The sequence below is a fragment of the Sorangium sp. So ce296 genome, assembly GCF_051529605.1.
Lineage (GTDB): Bacteria > Myxococcota_A > Polyangia > Polyangiales > Polyangiaceae > Sorangium > Sorangium cellulosum_D.
In genome coordinates, this window is sequence record NZ_CP150325.1 from 10,668,996 (window position 1) to 10,687,343 (window position 18,348).

General features: G+C 74.6%; 14 protein-coding genes. 10 read left to right on the forward strand and 4 right to left on the reverse strand.

The features are described from left to right. Positions 1–222 precede the first annotated feature (222 nt). Positions 223–1,089 carry a tetratricopeptide repeat protein gene (locus WME98_RS39635; RefSeq protein WP_437946881.1) on the reverse strand — a complete coding sequence of 289 codons (867 nt, stop codon included), beginning with the start codon at positions 1,087–1,089 and terminating at the stop codon, positions 223–225. 273 nt (positions 1,090–1,362) lie between these two features. Between WME98_RS39635 and WME98_RS39640 the strand changes: the two genes are divergently transcribed. The 7 genes from WME98_RS39640 to WME98_RS39670 all read left to right on the forward strand — a co-directional run bounded on the left by WME98_RS39640 (position 1,363) and on the right by WME98_RS39670 (position 8,108). Continuing rightward, entirely contained in the window at positions 1,363–2,802 is a 1,440-nt protein-coding gene (locus WME98_RS39640; RefSeq protein ID WP_437339484.1) for a sigma-54-dependent transcriptional regulator, read from the forward strand. 4 nt (positions 2,803–2,806) lie between these two features. Then, positions 2,807–4,093 carry a formylglycine-generating enzyme family protein gene (locus tag WME98_RS39645; protein ID WP_437946882.1) on the forward strand — a complete coding sequence of 429 codons (1,287 nt, stop codon included), beginning with the start codon at positions 2,807–2,809 and terminating at the stop codon, positions 4,091–4,093. A gap of 255 nt (positions 4,094–4,348) precedes the next feature. Continuing rightward, the gene (locus WME98_RS39650) at positions 4,349–5,047 is read left to right on the forward strand and encodes a hypothetical protein (protein WP_437337747.1); all 699 of its coding nucleotides are present in this window, start codon (positions 4,349–4,351) and stop codon (positions 5,045–5,047) included. Beyond that, a complete protein-coding gene (locus tag WME98_RS39655) occupies positions 5,044–6,213 on the forward strand; it encodes an ABC transporter ATP-binding protein (protein WP_437946883.1) in 1,170 nt (389 codons plus the stop codon). The genes WME98_RS39650 and WME98_RS39655 overlap by 4 nt, the downstream gene beginning before the upstream one ends. Further along, positions 6,203–6,967 carry a hypothetical protein gene (locus WME98_RS39660; RefSeq protein ID WP_437946884.1) on the forward strand — a complete coding sequence of 255 codons (765 nt, stop codon included), beginning with the start codon at positions 6,203–6,205 and terminating at the stop codon, positions 6,965–6,967. The genes WME98_RS39655 and WME98_RS39660 overlap by 11 nt, the downstream gene beginning before the upstream one ends. 139 nt (positions 6,968–7,106) lie before the next feature. Further along, positions 7,107–7,520, forward strand: a complete 414-nt coding sequence (locus WME98_RS39665; protein WP_437337750.1) for a hypothetical protein — start codon at positions 7,107–7,109, stop codon at positions 7,518–7,520. A 45-nt stretch (positions 7,521–7,565) separates the two neighbouring features. Beyond that, complete coding sequence (locus tag WME98_RS39670) at positions 7,566–8,108, forward strand: hypothetical protein (protein ID WP_437946885.1); 543 nt, start codon at positions 7,566–7,568, stop codon at positions 8,106–8,108. Here the strand turns inward: WME98_RS39670 and WME98_RS39675 are convergent. From WME98_RS39675 to smpB, 3 genes are all read right to left on the reverse strand, one after another. After that, positions 8,086–9,540, reverse strand: coding sequence for a DUF362 domain-containing protein (locus tag WME98_RS39675; protein WP_437337752.1), 1,455 nt, complete (start codon positions 9,538–9,540; stop codon positions 8,086–8,088). The two genes, WME98_RS39670 and WME98_RS39675, sit on opposite strands and share 23 nt — an antisense overlap. A gap of 202 nt (positions 9,541–9,742) precedes the next feature. Further along, positions 9,743–10,045 (reverse strand): hypothetical protein, encoded by a 303-nt coding sequence (locus WME98_RS39680; RefSeq protein WP_061621826.1) that lies wholly within the window; start codon positions 10,043–10,045, stop codon positions 9,743–9,745. After that, a complete protein-coding gene (gene smpB / locus WME98_RS39685; protein WP_437946886.1) occupies positions 10,042–10,599 on the reverse strand; it encodes an SsrA-binding protein SmpB in 558 nt (185 codons plus the stop codon). Before smpB ends, WME98_RS39680 begins: the two co-directional genes overlap by 4 nt. A gap of 303 nt (positions 10,600–10,902) precedes the next feature. Between smpB and WME98_RS39690 the strand changes: the two genes are divergently transcribed. From WME98_RS39690 to uvrA, 3 genes are all read left to right on the forward strand, one after another. Beyond that, complete coding sequence (locus WME98_RS39690; RefSeq protein WP_437946887.1) at positions 10,903–11,265, forward strand: hypothetical protein; 363 nt, start codon at positions 10,903–10,905, stop codon at positions 11,263–11,265. A 13-nt stretch (positions 11,266–11,278) separates the two neighbouring features. After that, positions 11,279–12,649, forward strand: coding sequence for a collagen-like protein (locus WME98_RS39695; RefSeq protein ID WP_437946888.1), 1,371 nt, complete (start codon positions 11,279–11,281; stop codon positions 12,647–12,649). A gap of 300 nt (positions 12,650–12,949) precedes the next feature. Next, the gene (gene uvrA, locus WME98_RS39700) at positions 12,950–18,310 is read left to right on the forward strand and encodes an excinuclease ABC subunit UvrA (protein WP_061625276.1); all 5,361 of its coding nucleotides are present in this window, start codon (positions 12,950–12,952) and stop codon (positions 18,308–18,310) included. Positions 18,311–18,348: the final 38 nt, after the last annotated feature.

Consider the following 18,348-nt stretch of genomic DNA (forward strand, 5'->3'; position numbering starts at 1 on the left):
CCCGGAAGCGCGATTCTGTTCAGAGATGACCGTGTGAGGAGCAAGCGGGCGGAGGAGCTGAGACGCACGATGGAAGAGTAGACGATGTGCCCGCGAGCGCTCGCTCGCAGGCGGCCCGGCGCTCCCCGCGGCGGCGCGCCTCCGCGGGCCAGGGCAGCGGATCCCGCCGGTCGCGGCGCGCCGGCGCCGGCTCGGAGGCCGGCGGCGCGCCGGGAAACCTGCTCAGAAGCGGCCCGACACGCCGACCCCGGCCGCGCCTGGACCGGCGACCGGGGTCAGCCGGATCCCGGCGGAGGGCGCAGGCGAGCTGGCGGACGGCCGGGGCTGGTTGAACCCGAGCTCCCAGATGAGGCCTCCCGCGACGCCGGCGGCGCCCAGCCCGAGGAGCACGCCGCCGACGGTGGCGTGGGTGCGGCCCTGGTTGCCCAGATCGGCCACGTCCGGCTCGCAGTCGACGCGCCCCTGACAGCTGTCCTCGGCGGCGCCGATGTCCGCGAAGCCGCTCGAGGTCAGGATCCCGCCGACCAGCAGCGTGACCACGCCGGCGCCGGTCGCGACCCACGGCGCATACCCGTACGGGGGCTGCGGCGGCGGAGGCGGCTCCGCGGAGAGGCTCGGGGTCGCCGAGGCGGTGGGGAGCGTCGGAGGCGGCACGGGCGCGGACGCCGACTCGCTGGCGGTCGGGGTCGGCGCCGGCCGGATGGAGTTCTTGAGGTTCTGGATCTTGTCCTGGATCGTCTGCGCGTCGGTCGCGTCCGGCATGCGGGCCAGGTACGTCTCCAGCGCGGTGACCGCCTCGGCGCGGTCGCCCTTCTTCTCGTAGGCGTTGGCGATGTTGATGAGCACCGCGTGCGCCGCGCAGTCGAGCCGGTAAGCGTCCTTCCAGTACTGGATGGCGCGGTCGTAGTCGGCCCGCTCGTAGAACTGCGTGGCGGCCTTGTGTGCGCCCTTGGCGCCTTCCAGGTCAGCGGGCGTCGCGGTGCGGTTGCACTCGGGGTACTCGATGGCCGGATCTCCTGCTACGGCCAACCCCGCGGCGAGGAACATCCCCGCGCCGAGACCGACCAGCCAAGTCCGAAGCACACGCATCCGAGCCGCCCTCCACGAGAAGTGGGCGCAGCATACTGATCCGTTTCGCCGGCAGCGAGAAAAAGGCATCACGGCGGACTTCGGGGCAATGCGCTCGGCCCGTCGACCGCGGGACGGGCGGCCGAGCGAGGCGGCGGGCCGGATCCGGCGCCCGCCGGCGCGACCATCGCGCGCGGCTTGGTCGTCGTCGACGACCGACGACGACCGACCCGGAGCGCCAGGGATCGGTCACGGCGCTTGCCCGGTTGCCGGTTCTGCTAGTCTCGCCCGGTGATGCTCCCCGAAAAGAAGCAGATCCTCGTCGTCGATGACGAGGCGAACCTCCGGCGGGTCCTCAGCGCCCAGCTCGGCCGGGATGGCTACGAGGTCCACACCGCCGAAGACGGCGAGGAGGGCCTCGCGTTCCTCAAGGAGCACCACATCGACCTGGTCATCACCGATCTCCGGATGCCCAAGGTCGACGGCATGGACCTGCTCCGGGCCGCGCTCCGCGACGACCCCTCGCGCCCGGTCGTGCTCCTCACGGCGCACGGGACGGTCGACAACGCCGTCGAGGCGCTCAAGACGGGCGCGTTCGACTACATCACGAAGCCGTTCGATCAGAACGAGGTGCGCGTCGTCGTGAAGAAGGCCCTCCGCACCCGCGATCTCGCGAGCGCGGACGCCACGCGCGACGTCTCGGCGGCGCCGCCCCGCGGCGGATCGGACCGCTTCGGCATCATCGGCGAGAGCCCGCCCATCCAGGAGCTCTACGCGATCCTCGAGCGGGTCGCCGACACGCCGACCACGGTGCTCATCAGCGGCGAGAGCGGCACCGGGAAGGAGCTCGTCGCGCGGGCGCTGCACGAGAACTCCAGCCGGCGCGACCGGCCGTTCATCAAGGTCAACTGCGCGGCCATCCCGAAGGATCTCATGGAGTCGGAGCTCTTCGGCTACGAGCGCGGCGCCTTCACGGGCGCGGTCGCCTCCAAGCCGGGGCGCTTCGAGCTCGCCTCCGGCGGGACGCTCTTCCTCGACGAGATCGGCGAGATCCCGACCGAGATGCAGGTGAAGCTCCTGCGCGTCCTGCAGGAGAGCGAGTTCGAGCGGGTCGGGGGCATCAAGACCATCCACGTCGACGTCCGGCTCGTCGCCGCCACGAACCGCGATCTCAAGCGGGAGATCGCGGCGGGCACGTTCCGGGAAGACCTCTTCTACCGGCTCAATGTCGTCCCGATCGCGCTCCCCGCGCTGCGCGATCGGAGGAGCGACATCCCCCACCTCTGCGCCCACTTCGTCGCGAAGTTCAACGCGCGCCTCAAGAAGAGCATCGAGGGCATCGAGCCCGAGGCGCTCGAGCGCCTGTCGTCGCACGCGTGGCCGGGGAACATCCGCGAGCTCGAGAACGTCGTCGAGCGCGCGCTGCTCTTCGCCGACGGCGCGCGCATCCGGCTCGACGATCTGCCGGAGGAGATCCGCAGCGGCGCCCCGTCGGCGCCCGGCGCGTCGCTGCCGCCCGCGGCCGCCGACACCGCCCTCGCGCCGTCGACGCCCGACGGCCTGAAGGAGCAGGTAAAGGCGGCGATGAGCAAGCTGGAGCGCGACCTCATCGAGCGCGCCCTCAAGCAGACGCACGGCAACGTCACCCACGCCGCGCGGCTCCTCAAGATCTCTCGCAAGGGGCTCCAGCTCAAGATGAAGGAGCTGAACCTCCGCGAGCGCGACCCCGAGTGAGACCGTGGACCCCGGCGAGCAGCGCTCCGTCCGCGCGCTGAGGGGGAAGGCGCTCGCGGCCGCCGCGTCGCTCGCCGTCCTCCTCGCGGCCTCCGCCGGCTGCGAGCGCGGCGGCGCCTCGCCGGGCACGGACGCCGACCTCGACGCCGCGCCGCCCTGGGACGTGGGCCAGGCCGAGCCGGAGCCGCGCCCCGGCATGGCGTGGATCCCGAAGGGCGTGCTCATCGCCGGCACGCCGCCGGACCGGCTGCCGCGCATCGCCGACGAGGAGATGGCGGGCGCGCAGGTCGTGATGCACGGCTTCTACATCGACGTCTTCTCGTACCCCAACGAGGTCGGCGCGATCCCGACCACGAACGTCACGCAGGACGAGGCGCGCGCGCTCTGCGAGACGCAGGGCAAGCGCCTCTGCACGGAGCTCGAGATCGAGCGGGCCTGCAAGGGGCCGGCGAACACCACGTACGAGTACGGCGACGCGTACAAGGCCTCGGTGTGCGCGACCGGGCAGAGCCGGGTGCTGACGCCGAACGGCGTAAACGCCGGGTGCGTGAGCGCGTTCGGGGTGCACGATCTCCACGGCGGCGTGTGGACCTGGACCTCGAGCCAGTGGCAGCGGGACACCAGCAAGCCGGGGCTCGTGACGCTGCGCGGGGGCAACGGGCCCTCGGGCGAGCTCGTGGGGCGCTGCGCCCACGGGCGCGGCGTCAAGCCGGACACGCGCCGCCCCGAGGTCGGCGTGCGCTGCTGCGCCGGGGAGGTGAACAGCTTCGAGGTGGTGCTCGAGGTGACGCGCGATCGCCCGCTCCGGCTGGAGCCGCTCGTCGACCCGCGCGTGGCGGCGCAGCTCGCCGAGCTCGCGCCGGAGGAGGCGCGCGCCGCGGCCCAGGCCGGATCGCCCGAGGCCGCGTTCAAGGTCGAGCGCATGTGGACCTGGCACCCCCGGGGCAACGAGGAGCTCGTGCTCGGCGGCGGCTGCGCGCGCCCCGGCGCGAAGGAGGCGCGCGGCCGCGGCAAGCGCGCGAAGCGGGCGCGGCCGGGCGACAAGGCGACGTGCGGGCTCCTCGTCGCGCGGATGCGCCTGAGCACGCCCGCGCTGCTCGCGTTCGTCTCGACGGACCTCTGGGAGCCCACGCTCGGGGAGACCGACTCCCCGCGCGAGCTCCTGCTCTACGGCGGCGACGCGCTGGGCGTCTTCCGCCGCCGGATCACCTACGAGTGGGGGAAGATCGGCGTCGCCGACAAGGAGCGCAAGCGCAGGCACAAGGGCCGTCGCGGGCTCTCGTTCGACTAGGCGACGACCGGGCAGGGCGCGCGTCCGCGCGGCGCGGCGCTTCGGTCACAGCGGGGGTGGCGCTTTCGCGCGGCGGCGATCACATTCCAGCGGCGCGTCGGCCCGTGGCACATTGGCCTTGCGCCCGCGCGCCTGGAAGGGCAGCGCTAGCAGCGCGCCGCCGCCGCTCTGCCTGCGCGCCCGCCTGCACGCTCCCTCGGCACGCCCCCTTCGATGACCCGCCCGCACGACCCTGAACCGCGCGACGCGCCGAGCATGCGTCCGGACGATCCCGGGCGGCGGCGCGCGGCCGCGCGGAAGGCGCTGCGCGCCGCGGTCGCGCTGGGGCGCGCGCGGCTGCGCAGCGCGCGCGGCGGGCAGCTCGGCCTCGCCATGGCGGCGCTGATCTCGCTCGGGTACGGCGCCACGGCGCTCGTGCTCCGGCTCGACGACGGGACGACGTCGCTCGAGGGGCTGCTCGGGTCCGCGGCGCGCGGGCTCGCGTGGGCCGCCGCCGGCCCCATCGCCCTCGCCGCGGCGCACGACCGGCCCGCGTCCGACCGCCGCGACGGCGTCGAGGCGCTCGCCGCGTCGCGGGGGATCTCGCGGGCCTCGCTGCACGGCGCGCGCAGCCTCGCCGCGATGCTGGAGATCGCGCGCGTCGTCGCGCTCCCGCTGGCCGCGCTCTCGGCGCTCGCGGCGCTCCTCTCCGGCTCGGTGCTGCTCGCGCTCCAGCACCTCGCCTTCGGCGCCGCGCTCGCCCTGTTCGGCGCCGTCTCCGGCGTGACGCTCGGCGGGCTCGCCGCGGCGAGCGGCCGCATCGCCGGCGCGCGCGGGCGCGCCCTGTTCCTCTCTCTGACCCTCGTCCCCTGGGCCCTCGCCGACCTCGCCGGCGACGCGCGCTGGTCGATCCCGGGCGCGCTCGGCGCGTTCCTCTCCTTCGCGGCCCGCTCGGCCGGGAGCCCCGCTGGATGATCCCGGGCGCGCCCATCGCGGCGCTCGAGGGCGTGCGCGCGCGCGACAGCGCCGGCGAGGCGGGTCGCCCCCGCGGGAGCCTCTTCGGCGCGGCGGCGGCGCTCGGCCCGGGCGTGCATGCGGTCCTCGGCGCGCCGGAAGACGGGACGCTGGCGCTCGCCGAGGTGCTCGCCGGGCGCGCCGCGCCCCTCGCCGGCCGCGTCCTCGTGGGGGGGCGCGAGCCGTACCGGAGCGCGGCGACACGGGCGCGGATCGGCGTCCTCTCCATCTCCCCGGAGCTGCCCGACGGCGCGTCGGTGGCGTCCTGCATGGCGGTGGCGCTCCGCGCCCGCGGCGCGCCCGCGAGCAGCGCCGCCGCGCTGCTCGACGCGCTCGGCGTCGCGCCGCTCCTCGCGCGCCGCACCGCCTCGCTCAGCTTCGCCGAGACCCGGGCGATCGAGCTGGCGCTCGCCCTGGGGGTGCCGCAGCCGCTCCTGCTCTGCCTCGTCGAGCCGTTCGCCGACGTCGCCGTGCCGTCGCCCGCGTCGGTCCGGGAGCGCCTGCGCGCGCTCGCGGCGGGCGGCGCCTGCGTCGTGCTCATCACGTCCTCGGCGGTGGACGCGCGCGCCCTCGCCGATCGCATCCACGTGCTCGATCGCGGCGTCATCGCCCGGACCGAGCCCGGCGACGGCGAGCGCCTCGCCGTCGCCCCGAGCCCGGCCGCGCCCGGCGCCGCGGGGCCCGAGATCGAGCTCCACGTGCTCGTCCACGAGCGCGCGCCCGGCGCGCCCGGCGCGCGCGCGCTCGCCGCCGCGCTCGCGCGCTCCCCCGCGGTGCGCGCGGGCGCGTGGGAGCCGGGGCCGGCCGAGGCGTCGTCGACGCTGCGGATCCGGGCTGCTGACCGGGATGCGGCGGCGCTCGCGCTCGTGGACGCGGCCGCGCAGGAGGACGTCGCGCTGATTGCGATCTCGTCCCCGGCGCCGTCGCTGCGCGACGTGCGGGCTGCGACCGCGCTGCACCTCGCCGCCGTTCGCCCGCGCCGGCCGTTCGGCGCGCCCGCGGAGGGCGGCGCGGCGCCGCTGCCCGGCGCGCCGCCCCAGGGCCCCGTCGCCGTGGCGGCGTTCGACGCGCCGGCGGCCGACGGCTCGCCCCAGGCCGCGGAGACAGGACGCCAGCATGGTGGGTGAGAGCGCCCCGATCGACGCAGCGCCGCCGGTTCCCCCCGCGGAGGGGGGCTACGAGCGGGCGACGCCCGCGCGGGTGGGCGTCCGGCTCGGCATGGAGATGGCCCTGAGCCGCCTCCGCGCGCGGCGCCCGCTGCTGGCGCTCGGCCTCGGCGTGGCGCTCGCGGTCGCGGCGGCGGTGATCGAGCTCGCGTTCGGGTCGTCCGGCGCCGTCGACCGGGCGCTGCTCGCCACGTTCCGCCTGGTCACACCGCTCACGATCTTCGCCCTCGCCGCCGACGCCGCGGATCGGACCGCCCTGCGCGACGCGGCCTGGCCGGCGGCCCGCTTCGGCGCGTCTTCCCACCATGTCGCGCTCGGCATCGCCCTGGCCACGGCCCTCGCCGCCGCCGGTGTGGGCGCGCTGCTCGCCGTCGTCGTCGTCGCGACCGCCCGGGGGCCCGGCGCTGCGCCGTTTGTCCAAGACATGCTCATCAGTGGGTGGATCGGCGCGCTCGTCGGCGCCGCCTACGCCGGCTGGTTCTCGCTCGGCGCGACCTTCCACCGGCGCGGCCTCGGCCGCTTCGCGCCGCTCGCGGCCGATTTCCTCTTCGGAGGCTCGGCCGGTGTGGTCGGCGCGCTGATGCCGCGGGGCAACGCCGTGAACCTCCTCGGCGGTCCCGCGCCGCTCGGGCTCGGGCAGCCGGCGAGCGCCGGCTTGCTCGCGCTGAGCGCCGTTCTCCTCGCGCTCGCCGCGGCGGCGCGCTGCAGGGAGTAGCGTCGCGCGCCGCCGCGGCGGGGGCGATCGCGGCCGGCCGGCTGCCGCGACCGGCCGCTCGACCGCCGTGCCGAGGCGCGGAGCTGCCGGCCACGCGAGGGGGATGGTTTCATCCGCCCGTTCACGTACTCTTCGAGGGATGACTCACGACGACGACGAGGCCACCAAGGCGGTCAACACGCCTCGCTCGGTCCTGCTCGTCGGCTCGGCGGAGGCGCTCGCGGCGCGCTGCAGGGGGATGTGCCTGCGGGCTCGCGTCATGCTCATCGTCGAGAGCGACCTCGCGGCGCTGACGAACACGGCCGTGGAGCGGAAGCCGCTCGCGCTCCTGTTCCCCGACGACATCTATGCCTTCGACAGCGCGGAGTTCGACGCGCTGGCGCGCGACATCCAGGCCGCGGTGGTGACCCTGGAGCCCGGCGTCACGGACGAGGTCATCGAGGCGCGGCTCTCCGAGGCGCTGCTCCGCGCCGAGCTCCTCCGCCAGCCCGAGCCGGCCTCGAGCCGGTACGTGCTGGTCCCTGACGGACCGCGCCGCTCCAAGCGCCGCTGAGCGCGGCGTCCTCCTTCCTGAAAGCGCCCCAAGGATCCCCGTCCCGTGAACGAGCTGCACCTCGATCCTGCCGCGTCCCGCCTGACGATCCGCACCCGCGCCGCCGGGATGCTCGCGCGGCTCGCGCACGACCTCGAGATCACCGCGCCAGCGCTGCGCGGCCGGGCGCGGCTCGACGGCGACGCATGGACCGCCGAGCTCGAGGTCCGCGTCGCCGATCTCCGCGTCGCGGGCGTCCTGCGCGGCGACCGGCTCGACCCGGGCGCGCTCTCGGAAGGGGATCGACGCGACATCGAGCGCCGCATCCAGGGCGAGGTGCTCGGGGGCACCGATGTCGTGGAGGTCCGCGCCTCGGGGGCCGCGCGCGATCGCGCCGACGTGCGCGTGCAGGTCGCCTCGGGGAGCGCCGCGCTCGCGGCGCGCCTGTCCTCGCGCGATCTCGGCGAGGGGCGCATCGGGGTGACGGGGGGCTGTCAGCTCTCGCTGGCTGCGCTCGGCGTGCGCGAGGTCAAGGGGCCGCTCGGCGCCTTCAAGGTGCGGGACGAGCTCGAGGTCCTCTTCGACCTCACTCTGCGGCCGGCGGGGTAGGCGGCTCGGCGGGGAGCTCCGGGGCGGCCTCGCCGCGCGAGCACGCCCCGTGGACCTGGTAGGGCTTGCCGGCGAGGCGCTTCGCGAGCGAGGCCCCGCGCCAGGCGACGTAGGCCTTGTTGAACTCGAGCACCTGATCGGCGGCGAAGTAGGGGTTCTTCGTCTTGCCCAGCGTGACGAGCGTGAGCACCTGCTCCGCCACGCTGACGGGGCAGCCCTCGAGCCGGATGACGCTCTCGTTCCGGGCCTTCGCGAGCTTCGTCGTCACCTTCACCATCTTCGCCAGCACGTCGTCGTGCTTCGCGGTGTAGGGGTCGCGCGCGCTGCGCTCGCGGTACAGGCTGTCGATGCTGATCAGCTGATCGCCGATCTTGCCCTTGTACGTCGCGCAGTCGCCGATGAAGACCACCTTCTCGCCCGGCTTGGCGTCGATGGGGCCCTCGTAGGCGCCGAACACCACGTGCATCCGCGGCATCTTCGCGTCGCACTCCTTGTCGTACTCGCGCAGGATCTCGATCGCCTCCTCGATGGCGCCTGGACAGCCGCCCCAGCAGTAGTCGGTGTGCTCGGGCTCGGGCGGCGTGCCCGCGTAGGCGGTGATGTTGGTGCCCTCGAAGTACTTCTCGACGCGGACGAGGCCCACCTTGAACCCCTTGGCCTTCTGCTTCGCCTCCTCGAGCGTCACGTCGCCGGTGATCTCGATCTCGCCGAGGTCCATCGGGCCGAAGCCGCGCTCGGAGGCCAGGCGGATGTGGTCGACGCTCCTCGGATCGACGCCGATGATTTGGCAGCAGACCGAATCGAAGGCGACCTGGTTGTTCCCCATGATGATGAGGCCGAGGTCGAACGGCGTCGGCGTGAGCATCCGGCCCTCGCCGGCGGTGATGGCGTCGATCGCGATGAACTGCGGCTGCACGATGTACTGGAGGTCGGCGACCTTCTCGTTCAGCCGGTGGTCGTGATCGATGAGCCGGTGCCGGTCGTCCTGGATCCCGATGTAGTTCTTCATCGAGAAGGTCACGGTGGTCCAGGGGTGCGACTTGAACTTGGGGCAGTTCACGAAGAAGTCGGCCTTCGCGACGGGCTCCGGCGTGAACAGGTAGTCGCGCAGCCGGCCCTCGTGCGTGAGCCGGATCTCGACCTGCTGCTCTTCCTCGAAGTGGTAGTGCTTGACCCCGGTCCGCCGGAACATCGGGTAATAGCCGGCGCCCTCGTAGGTCATGCGGGTCGGGAGCGTGATGCCGCACCGCTCGCCGACGGCGAGCTCGGTCACGCGCCCGTCGTCGCGATCCCTGAGCGCGCCGATCACCCCCTCGATGAACTCGGGCCGCGTATAGGCGTGCGGGAAGTGCGCGCCGGACGCGACGACGTTCGGCTTGATGAGCGTCCGGCCGCGGGGGCGCAGCGAGAGCTCCTCGAGACCGCTGCGCACGATGCTGCGGATCTTCTCCACATCATACGTCGAGCAGCGCCGCAAAATTACACGAGGGCGCGACGCGATTTTCATGGATCACCAGCGTAAGTGTCGCCGTGAGTCACCGCAACACCTGCTGCCGAACGGGCCGCAGCGGGGTCCCGATCGGCCCGGACGCCCGCCGTGGTGCAGCGCGGACAGCTCCGCCGCGCGGCGCGGATCAGCCCGGACGCTCGCTGCCGACGAGCCGCGCGAGCTCGGCGCGGACCTCACGCGTCGCGTCGATGAGCCGGCCTTCGAGCTCGTAGATGCGTTCGGCCGGCGCTTGTTCGGTGGGCTCGTGGGGGGCGCGCAGGCGGCACCGGGCCACCTTCAGCCGGATCGCCGTCCCCGTCGACCGGAGCGCGCCCTCGACGCGCGCTCCGGGGGCCGACGATGCGGTCGAGCGGAGCCGCACGCGGTCGCCGTCAAGCTCGACGAGCTCCGCCTCGCCGCCCCTCGACCAGGTGAGATGCCAGCTCATTCCGGCCTCCGGGGGTTCGGTCGAGCCTCGCCGCGCGCCGCGCGGGGCGCGGGGCTGCGCCCGCGGTCGCCGCCGCCGCGGGCCCGCTCGATCGCCGCGCGGGCCTCGCGGGCGGCGTCCTTCTCCTTCAGGCTCTCGCGTTTGTCGACGGTCTTCTTCCCCTTCGCGAGGGCGATCTCGGCCTTCACGCGGCCGTTCTTGAAGTAGAGGCGGGTCGCGATCACGGTCATGCCCTCGCGCTCCACGCCCTTGCGGATCGCCTCGATCTCGGCCTCGTGGAGCAGCAGCTTGCGCGGGCGCTTCGCCTCGTGTCCGAAGGCGGCCCCGGGCATCACGGGGATGTTGACGCCCTTCAGGAACACCTCGCCGTGCTCGATGGAGCACCAGCTGTCCGTCAGCTCGGCGGCGCCCTCGCGGAGCATCTTCACCTCGCTGCCGAGCAGCACCAACCCCGCCTCGAACCGATCGTCGAGGGTGTAGTCGAACGTCGCGCGCTTGTTGCGCACGATGAGCTTCTCCCCCTCTCGTTCCTTCTCTTTGCCAGCGCGGCTCACGCGGCCGCATAGCGCGCGCGCCGCCGTCTGTCCACCGCCTCTCCGCGCATGGCGCCGTCGCCGGCGCGCCGGGGCGGCGGATCGCGCCGGCGCGCCGGGGCGGCGCGGCCCTGTGTGGGGTCGTGGGGTCCGTGCGGCGCCCTGCGGCGCCGCGCCGGCGCTTCTGGGCCGCGCGGCCGCGGCGCGGTCGCTTGACGCCGAGCGCCGCTGCTCGTCCAATGGATGCATCGAGCGCGACGTGCTGTCGGGCCGGAGGACGGAGTGAATCGCGGACGGGGCTTTTCCGCCTGGCTCGGAGCGGTGGTGGCGATCTCTGCGGTGGCCCCCGCGTGGAGCTGCAGCTGCGCCGCCGACTCGATGGTCGACGCGCCATACGCGAGCGGCGCCGGGGTCGGGGGCGACGGCGGTCAGGGCGCGAGCTCCGGCAGCGGCGGGGAGGGCGGCGTCGGCGGCGGCGGGCACGGCGGCGAGGGGCAGGGCGGGAGCGTGCCCGCGGAGACGGGCGTGGAGGCGACCGAGACGGTGACCGCCGGCGAGGTCGCGAGGAGCTCCCGCTACCGGATGGTGTTCACGCTCGGCCAGCCGACGCAGAACCAGGGGACGTCGGCCTCGCCCAAGGTGCGGATGCAGGGTGGGCTCCTCGGAGCCAACGGGAGCTTGCCATGACGAGGATGTGGCGATGAGGACATCGAGGATCGCGCGGCGCATGGCGGCCTCCGCCCTGGCGGCGGGCGCGCTCGCGAGCGCAGGGACCGCGGCCGCGGCGGTGCCGGCCACCATCACCCACCAGGGCCGGCTCTTCGACGATCGCGACGCGCCGATCAACGAGACGCTCGACGTCGTCTTCGCCCTCTACGACGCTCGCGACGCGTCGATCCCCATCTGGAGCGAGGTCCACGCGATCACGTTCGAGGACGGCTTCTTCTCGGTGCGCCTCGGCTCGATCACGCCGTTCCAGGGTGCGATCTTCGACGGCGCCGAGCGGTACCTAGGCATCACGGTCGGCGACGACGTCGAGCTGAAGCCGCGCGCGACGGTCGCGAGCGTGCCGTACGCGCTCCTCGCCGGCAACGTGAACGGCGACATCACGCCGACCTCGGTCACGGTGAACACCGCGAACGGCAGCACGGTGGTGATCGACGGGAGCGGGGTCGCCGTGAACGGCGGCCAGGTGATCAACGAGGACGGGGAGTGGGTCGGCTCGCCGGCAGGGCTCGAAGGGCCGGAAGGGCCGCAAGGGGCGCCGGGCCCCACCGGGCCGACCGGCGCGACGGGCCCGGAAGGGCCGACGGGTCCCGCGGGTCCGACGGGCGCAACGGGGCCAGCCGGCCCCACGGGACCGGAAGGCCCGGTGGGGCCCAGGGGCCCGGAAGGCCCGGCCGGGCCTGCTGGGGCGGCGGGCCCGATCGGGCCGGAGGGCCCGGTCGGCCCCATGGGACCGATAGGTCCGATAGGTCCGATGGGCCCTCAAGGTCCGATAGGTCCGATCGGCCCGGAGGGTCCGATCGGTCCGACGGGCCCTCAAGGTCCAGTGGGACCGGTCGGTCCCGAGGGCCCCGTCGGGCCTCAGGGGCCCCGCGGTTTCACGGGCCCCACTGGGCCGACCGGGCCCCAGGGGGTCGTGCTCTCGGTGACGGCCAGCGGCGTTGGCCCGCACCTCACGCTCCCGTCGGGAGGGGCCATCGACTTCTTCGGCCCGACGGTCAAGGTGGCGGTCTCGTCGGGGAGCCAGTCGATCTACGCGACCGCGCATCGTTACCTGGGCTCGGGCACCGATCCGGCGAACAGCCTCAGCCTGTTCATGTGCTACCAGCAGGATCTTTCCGAGCCGGAGGGCCCCCCGGTGTTCGGCCCGATTCAGACGGTCGGCCTTGGGATGACTGGAGGCAGGGTCCCCCCAGGCACGCGCGTGCCCTTCGGGCTCAGCGCCGTCATTACCGGCCTCAGCCCGGGCACGTACAACATCGGGATGTGCGGCCAGACGTTGAGCCGCAACTGGAACAGCAACGATTACGGCTACGTCTCGGTCCTCCTCGTCAACGGCGGCTAGCCGCAGGGGCCGCCGCGGCTAGCTGCTGAGTCCAGCGCGCTCAGCCGCTGAGTCCGTCGGTCGCGACGGACGCACCGGGCAGACGGAGCAGCTCGGAGCACGCGCGCTCCCACCGCGCGCCTCGGCACGCACGCGAGAATCCCGCGCCGAACAGCGCAATGCCACGCGGCGCGTGCTCGGCGCGCCGTCACGTACGATCGTCCGCGACGATGGGCGGAAAGGGGGCTAAACACTCGCGGTTTCACGCGGGCCTGTCCACCCCGGACGCCACCCCGCGGGGCCCACCCATCCGCGCCTCCTATGCAATCCATCTGTCTCCGCGGCGCCCGCACGCACAACCTCCAGGGCATCGACCTCGACTTCCGGCCCGGCGAGCTCGTGGCCATCGCCGGCGTGTCCGGCGCCGGCAAGTCCTCGCTCGCGCTCGACACGCTCTACTCCGAAGGGCAGCGCCGGTTCGTCGAGAGCTTCAGCCCGTACGCTCGCCAGTTCCTCGAGCGGCTCGAGCGGCCGCCGATCGACGCGCTCGAGCCCGTGGCGGCCGGCGTCGCCGTCGACCGCCGCGCGCCGGTCAAGAGCTCGCGGTCGACCGTCGCCACGATGGCCGACCTCGAGCCGTACTTCTGCGCGCTCTTCGCGCGCGAGGCGGTGCCCGTCTGCCCGTCCTGCGAGGCGCCGGCGGCGCGGACCGACCCGGTGCGCGCGGCCGAGCTCGCAGCGAGCCAGCACGAGGGCGCGACCGCGCTCGTCACGTACCCGGTCGCCGTCGCGGGGACCGAGCGGTTCCTCGACGTGCGCGAGTCGCTGCTCGCCGCCGGCTACCGGCGCCTGCTCGTCCGCGGCGAGGCGCGCGACCTCGACAGCGTGGCGCCCTCCGAGGCGATGAGCGGCACCGACAAGGTCGAGGTCATCGTCGATCGCGTCCGCGTCGCCCCGCGGGAGCGCCGGCGCCTCGGCGCCGCCATCGAGGAGGCGTGGAAGGGCGGGGGAGGCGACGCGTCGCTCCACCTGCAGCGCAAGGCCGAGGAGCCGGGCGGCAACGGGGCGGGGTCGACGCGGCTCCGGCTCGTGCGCGGGCTCGCCTGCCCCTCGTGCGCCCGCGCCTTCGATCCGCCGCGCCCGGGGCTCTTCTCGTACCAGTCGCCGACCGGCGCGTGCGCCTCGTGCCGCGGCTTCGGCCGCACCCTCGGCATCGACTACGACAAGGTGATCCCGGACCCGTCGAAGTCGATCGCGGGCGGCGCGATCCGCCCCTGGAACGGCCGCTCCACCACGTGGGAGCGGAAGGTGCTCCGCGCGTTCTGCGAGCGGAACGGGATCCGCACCGATCGGCCGTGGCGCGATCTCTCCGAGGCGCAGCGCGCGCTCGTGCTCGAGGGCGAGGGCACGTGGAGCCAGGGCAAGTACCCCGGCGTGAAGGCCTGGTTCCGCTGGCTCGAGACGCGCACCTACAAGATGCACGTCCGCGTGCTGCTCGCGCGCTACCGCACCTACGACGTGTGCGGCGCGTGCCACGGCAAGCGGCTCTCGCCCGAGTCGCTCCTGTACCGCGTCGGCGGCCTCGATCTCGCCGCGTGGCACGAGCTCGAGCTCCGCGAGGCGCGCGCGCGCCTCGAGGCCGAGCGCCCCCAGACGGGCCAGGGGGAGATGGCGCGCCGCGAGCTCATCGCGCGGCTCGGCTACCTCGAGCGCGTCGGGCTCGGCTACCTCTCGCTCTCCCGCCAGGCGCGCACGCTCTCGGGCGGCGAGGCGCAGCGCGTCGCGCTCACCGCGGCGCTCGGCACGTCGCTGACGGGCGCGCTCTTCGTGCTCGACGAGCCGACCGTCGGGCTGCATCCGACGGACATCCCGCCGCTCATCGCGGCCATGCGCGAGCTCGCCGACCGCGGCAACGCCGTGCTCGTCATCGAGCACGAGCCCCTCGTCATCCGGGCGAGCGATCGCGTCGTCGAGCTCGGCCCCGGCGCGGGCAAGCAGGGCGGGCGTGTCACCTTCGACGGGCCGCCCGCGGGGCTCGCCGCGCAGAGGCCGCTGCCCGCCGCGCCCGCGGAGCGAAGGTCGCCGAGCGGCAAGATCACGATCCACGGCGCTCGCGAGAACAACCTGCGCGACGTCTCCGTCGACGTCCCGCTCGGCGTCGTTGTGGCGATCACGGGGCCGAGCGGGTCAGGCAAGAGCACGCTGGTGAACGACGTGCTCTACCGGCACATCGCGAGGGCCCGCGGCTACAAGGACGTCGATGCGCCGGGCCTGTACCGGCGCATCGAGGGCACGGCCGACATCCGCACCGTCACGCTCGTCGATCAGGCGCCGCTCGGGCGCACCTCGCGGGGCAACCCCGCGACCTACACCGGCGCGTGGAACCGCATCCGCGCGCTCTTCGCCGAGCAGCCCGAGGCTGCGGCGCGGGATCTCGGGCCCGGCCACTTCTCGTTCAACGTCGCGCTCGGGCGCTGCGAGGCGTGCGCCGGCGAGGGGAGCGAGACGATCGAGATGCAGTTCTTGGCCGACGTGTCGCTGACCTGCCCGACCTGCAAGGGCAAGCGCTTCCGCGACGAGGTGCTCGAGGTGAAGCTCGACGGCCGCTCGGTCGCCGACGTGCTCGATCTCTCGATCGACGAGGCGTTCGCGGCCTTCGAGCGGGAGCCGGCGGTCCGGCGGGCGCTCGCGCCGCTCAAGCAGCTCGGCCTCGGCTACCTCACGCTCGGCCAGCCGCTCTCGACGCTCTCCGGCGGCGAGGCGCAGCGGCTCAAGATCGCGCGCGCGCTCGGCGAGCCCTGCGCGGGCGCGCTCTTCCTCCTCGACGAGCCGAGCGCCGGCCTGCACCCGGAGGAGGTGAAGCACCTCAACGCTTCGCTCTCGGTGCTCGTGGCCGAGGGCGCCTCCGTGCTCGTGGTCGACCACGACCTCGACGTCATCGCGGCGGCCGACTGGGTCATCGATCTCGGGCCGGGCGCGGGCAGCGAGGGCGGTAGCGTGGTCGCGGAAGGGACGCCCGAGGCGGTGGCCAGGACGGCGACGCGGACCGGCGGCGCGCTGGCCGAGTGGTTCGCGCTGCGGGGCGACGGCGCGGCGCCGAGGCCGCGCCGCGGCGCCAAGGCCGCGGCGCCTGCCGCCGCCCCGAAATCCGGCAAACGCAACGGCAACGGCAACGGCGCGGCGCGCCCGTCGCTCGATCGGCGGCGCATCGAGGTGGAGGGCGCCCGCGAGCACAACCTCGCCGAGGTCTCGACGGTGATCCCGCACGGCGAGCTCGTCGTCGTGACCGGCCCGAGCGGCTCCGGCAAGAGCACGCTCGCGTTCGACGTGGTCTTCGCCGAGGGCCAGCGGCGCTTCCTCGAGACCTTGACCCCCTACGCGCGCCAGTTCCTCCCCACGCTGCCGCGGCCGGACGTCGATCGCGTCACCGGCGTACCGCCGTCGATCGCGCTCGAGCAGCGCACCACGCGCTCCGGCGCCAACTCCACCGTCGCGACCGTGACCGAGATCGCGCACTACCTGCGGCTGCTCTACGCCAAGGTCGGCGAGGCGCGCTGCCCGGACTGCGACGTGCCGATCGAGGCGCGCTCGCCGGACGAGGTCTATCGTTCGCTGCTCGCGACGCGCGGCGCGCGGACGCTGCTCGCCCCCGCGGTCGTGGCGCGCAAGGGGACGTACCTCGACGTCTTCACCGCGGCCGCCCGCGCCGGCATCACCCGCGCGCTCGCCGACGGCGAGCCGTGCGCGACCGACAGCCCTCCCCGCCTCGACAAGCGCCGCGAGCACTCGATCGACCTCGTGATCTACGAGGGGCGCATGGACGCCCTCGATCGCGCGCTCTTCGATCGCGCCCTCGCGTTCGGGCGGGGCGCGGTGAAGCTCGCCGGCGGCCGCGGCGGCGAGCAGCTGCTCTCCACCACGCGCACCTGCCCGCGCTGCGGCGTCGGCGTCCCGGAGCTCGATCCCCGCTGGTTCTCGTTCAACACGAAGCAGGGCCGCTGCGAGGCGTGCGAGGGGACCGGCGCCTCGGATTTCGACGACGACGCGCTCGCGACGCCCGATCCGTGCGAGGCGTGCGGCGGCTCGCGCCTCGCGCCGATCCCCCGGGCCGTCCGGCTCGCCGGCGAGCGTTACCACCAGGCGTCGGGCCGGTCGGTGGCGGCGGCCGCCGCCTGGGCGAGGGGCCTGCGCTTCACGGGCGATCGCGCGCTGATCGCCGAGGCGCCGCACAAGGAGCTCTGCCGCCGGCTCGACTTCGTCTGCGAGGTGGGCCTCGGCTACCTCACGCTCGATCGGCGCGCGTCGACCCTCTCGGGCGGCGAGATGCAGCGCCTGCGGCTCGCGGCGCAGCTCGGCAGCGGCCTCACCGGGGCGCTGTACGTCCTCGACGAGCCGACCATCGGCCTCCACCCGCGCGACACCGATCGGCTGCTCTCTAACCTGCGGCGGCTCGCCAGCATGGGGAGCACCGTGCTCATGGTGGAGCACGACGCCGACACGATCCGCGCCGCGGACCACCTGATCGATCTCGGCCCCTCGGGCGGTCGCAAGGGCGGCAGGATCGTCGCGGCGGGCCCGTCGCGCGAGGTGCTCGCGAACCCCGACTCGCCGACCGCGCGCGCGCTCGCCGGCGAGGACGCCCTGCTCAGCGCGCGCCCGGCGCGCCCGCCGGCGCGCGAGCACATCGAGCTCCTCGGCGCCCGGGCGCACAACCTCCAGGGCGACGCGCTCCGGATCCCCGCGGGCCGGATGACGGTGGTCGCCGGCGTGTCCGGCTCCGGGAAGAGCACGCTGATCCAGAAGGTGCTCTACCCCGCCGCGCGCCGCGCGCTGAAGCTCGAGGCGCCCGAGCCGGGCCCGCACAAGGCGCTGCGGCTGCCGAAGAGCATCCTGCGCGCGGTGGCCGTCGACCAGTCGCCCATCGGCCGGACGCCGCGCTCGATCCCGGCGACATTCCTGGGCGTCTGGGACGAGGTTCGCAAGCTCTACGCCGCCTGTCCCGACGCGCAGGTGCGCGGCTACGGCCCCGCGCGGTTCTCCTTCAACACGGCCTCGGGCGGGCGGTGCCCCGCGTGCGAGGGGCAGGGCGTCATCGCGCACGAGATGTCGTTTTTGCCCGACGTGACCACGCCGTGCGAGGCGTGCGGCGGCGCGCGCTTCGAGCCGGCGACGCTCGACGTGCGCTACCTCGGCCTGTCCGTCGGCGAGGTCCTCGATCTCACCGCCGAGGAGGCGGTCGAGGTCTTCGCGGCGCACCCGCGGATCCGCGCGCCGCTCTCGACCATGTGCGATCTCGGCGTGGGCTACCTCCACATCGGCCAGGGCTCGCACACGCTCTCGGGCGGCGAGGCCCAGCGGCTCAAGCTCGCGGCGGAGCTGACGGCCGGCGTGCGGCCCAAGCCGACGCTCTACGTCCTCGACGAGCCCACGACCGGCCTGCACCTGGCGGACGTGACGCGCCTCGTCCGCGTGCTCGATCGCCTGGTCGAGCGCGGCGACACGCTGGTGATCATCGAGCACCACCCGGCGGTCATCGCTTGCGCGGATCACGTGGTCGAGCTGGGCCCGGAGGGCGGCGCCGGCGGGGGGCGCATCGTGGCCGAGGGCACCCCGCGCGAGCTTTCGCGTCAGCCGACGGCGACGGGCGAGGTGCTGAAGAGGATCTTCGCGAAGGCGACGTGAGCGGGCGCGCCGGCTCGGCCCGGCGCGCCGCCTCGCGG

Coding starts and splice junctions, on each gene's coding strand:
- WME98_RS39635 (WP_437946881.1), bottom strand. CDS start 1,089: ATGCGTGTGCTTCGGACTTGGCTGGTCGGTCTCGGCGCGGGGATGTTC.
- WME98_RS39640 (WP_437339484.1), top strand. CDS start 1,363: ATGCTCCCCGAAAAGAAGCAGATCCTCGTCGTCGATGACGAGGCGAAC.
- WME98_RS39650 (WP_437337747.1), top strand. CDS start 4,349: ATGCGTCCGGACGATCCCGGGCGGCGGCGCGCGGCCGCGCGGAAGGCG.
- WME98_RS39655 (WP_437946883.1), top strand. CDS start 5,044: ATGATCCCGGGCGCGCCCATCGCGGCGCTCGAGGGCGTGCGCGCGCGC.
- WME98_RS39660 (WP_437946884.1), top strand. CDS start 6,203: ATGGTGGGTGAGAGCGCCCCGATCGACGCAGCGCCGCCGGTTCCCCCC.
- WME98_RS39665 (WP_437337750.1), top strand. CDS start 7,107: ATGACTCACGACGACGACGAGGCCACCAAGGCGGTCAACACGCCTCGC.
- WME98_RS39680 (WP_061621826.1), bottom strand. CDS start 10,045: ATGAGCTGGCATCTCACCTGGTCGAGGGGCGGCGAGGCGGAGCTCGTC.
- WME98_RS39695 (WP_437946888.1), top strand. CDS start 11,279: ATGAGGACATCGAGGATCGCGCGGCGCATGGCGGCCTCCGCCCTGGCG.
- uvrA (WP_061625276.1), top strand. CDS start 12,950: ATGCAATCCATCTGTCTCCGCGGCGCCCGCACGCACAACCTCCAGGGC.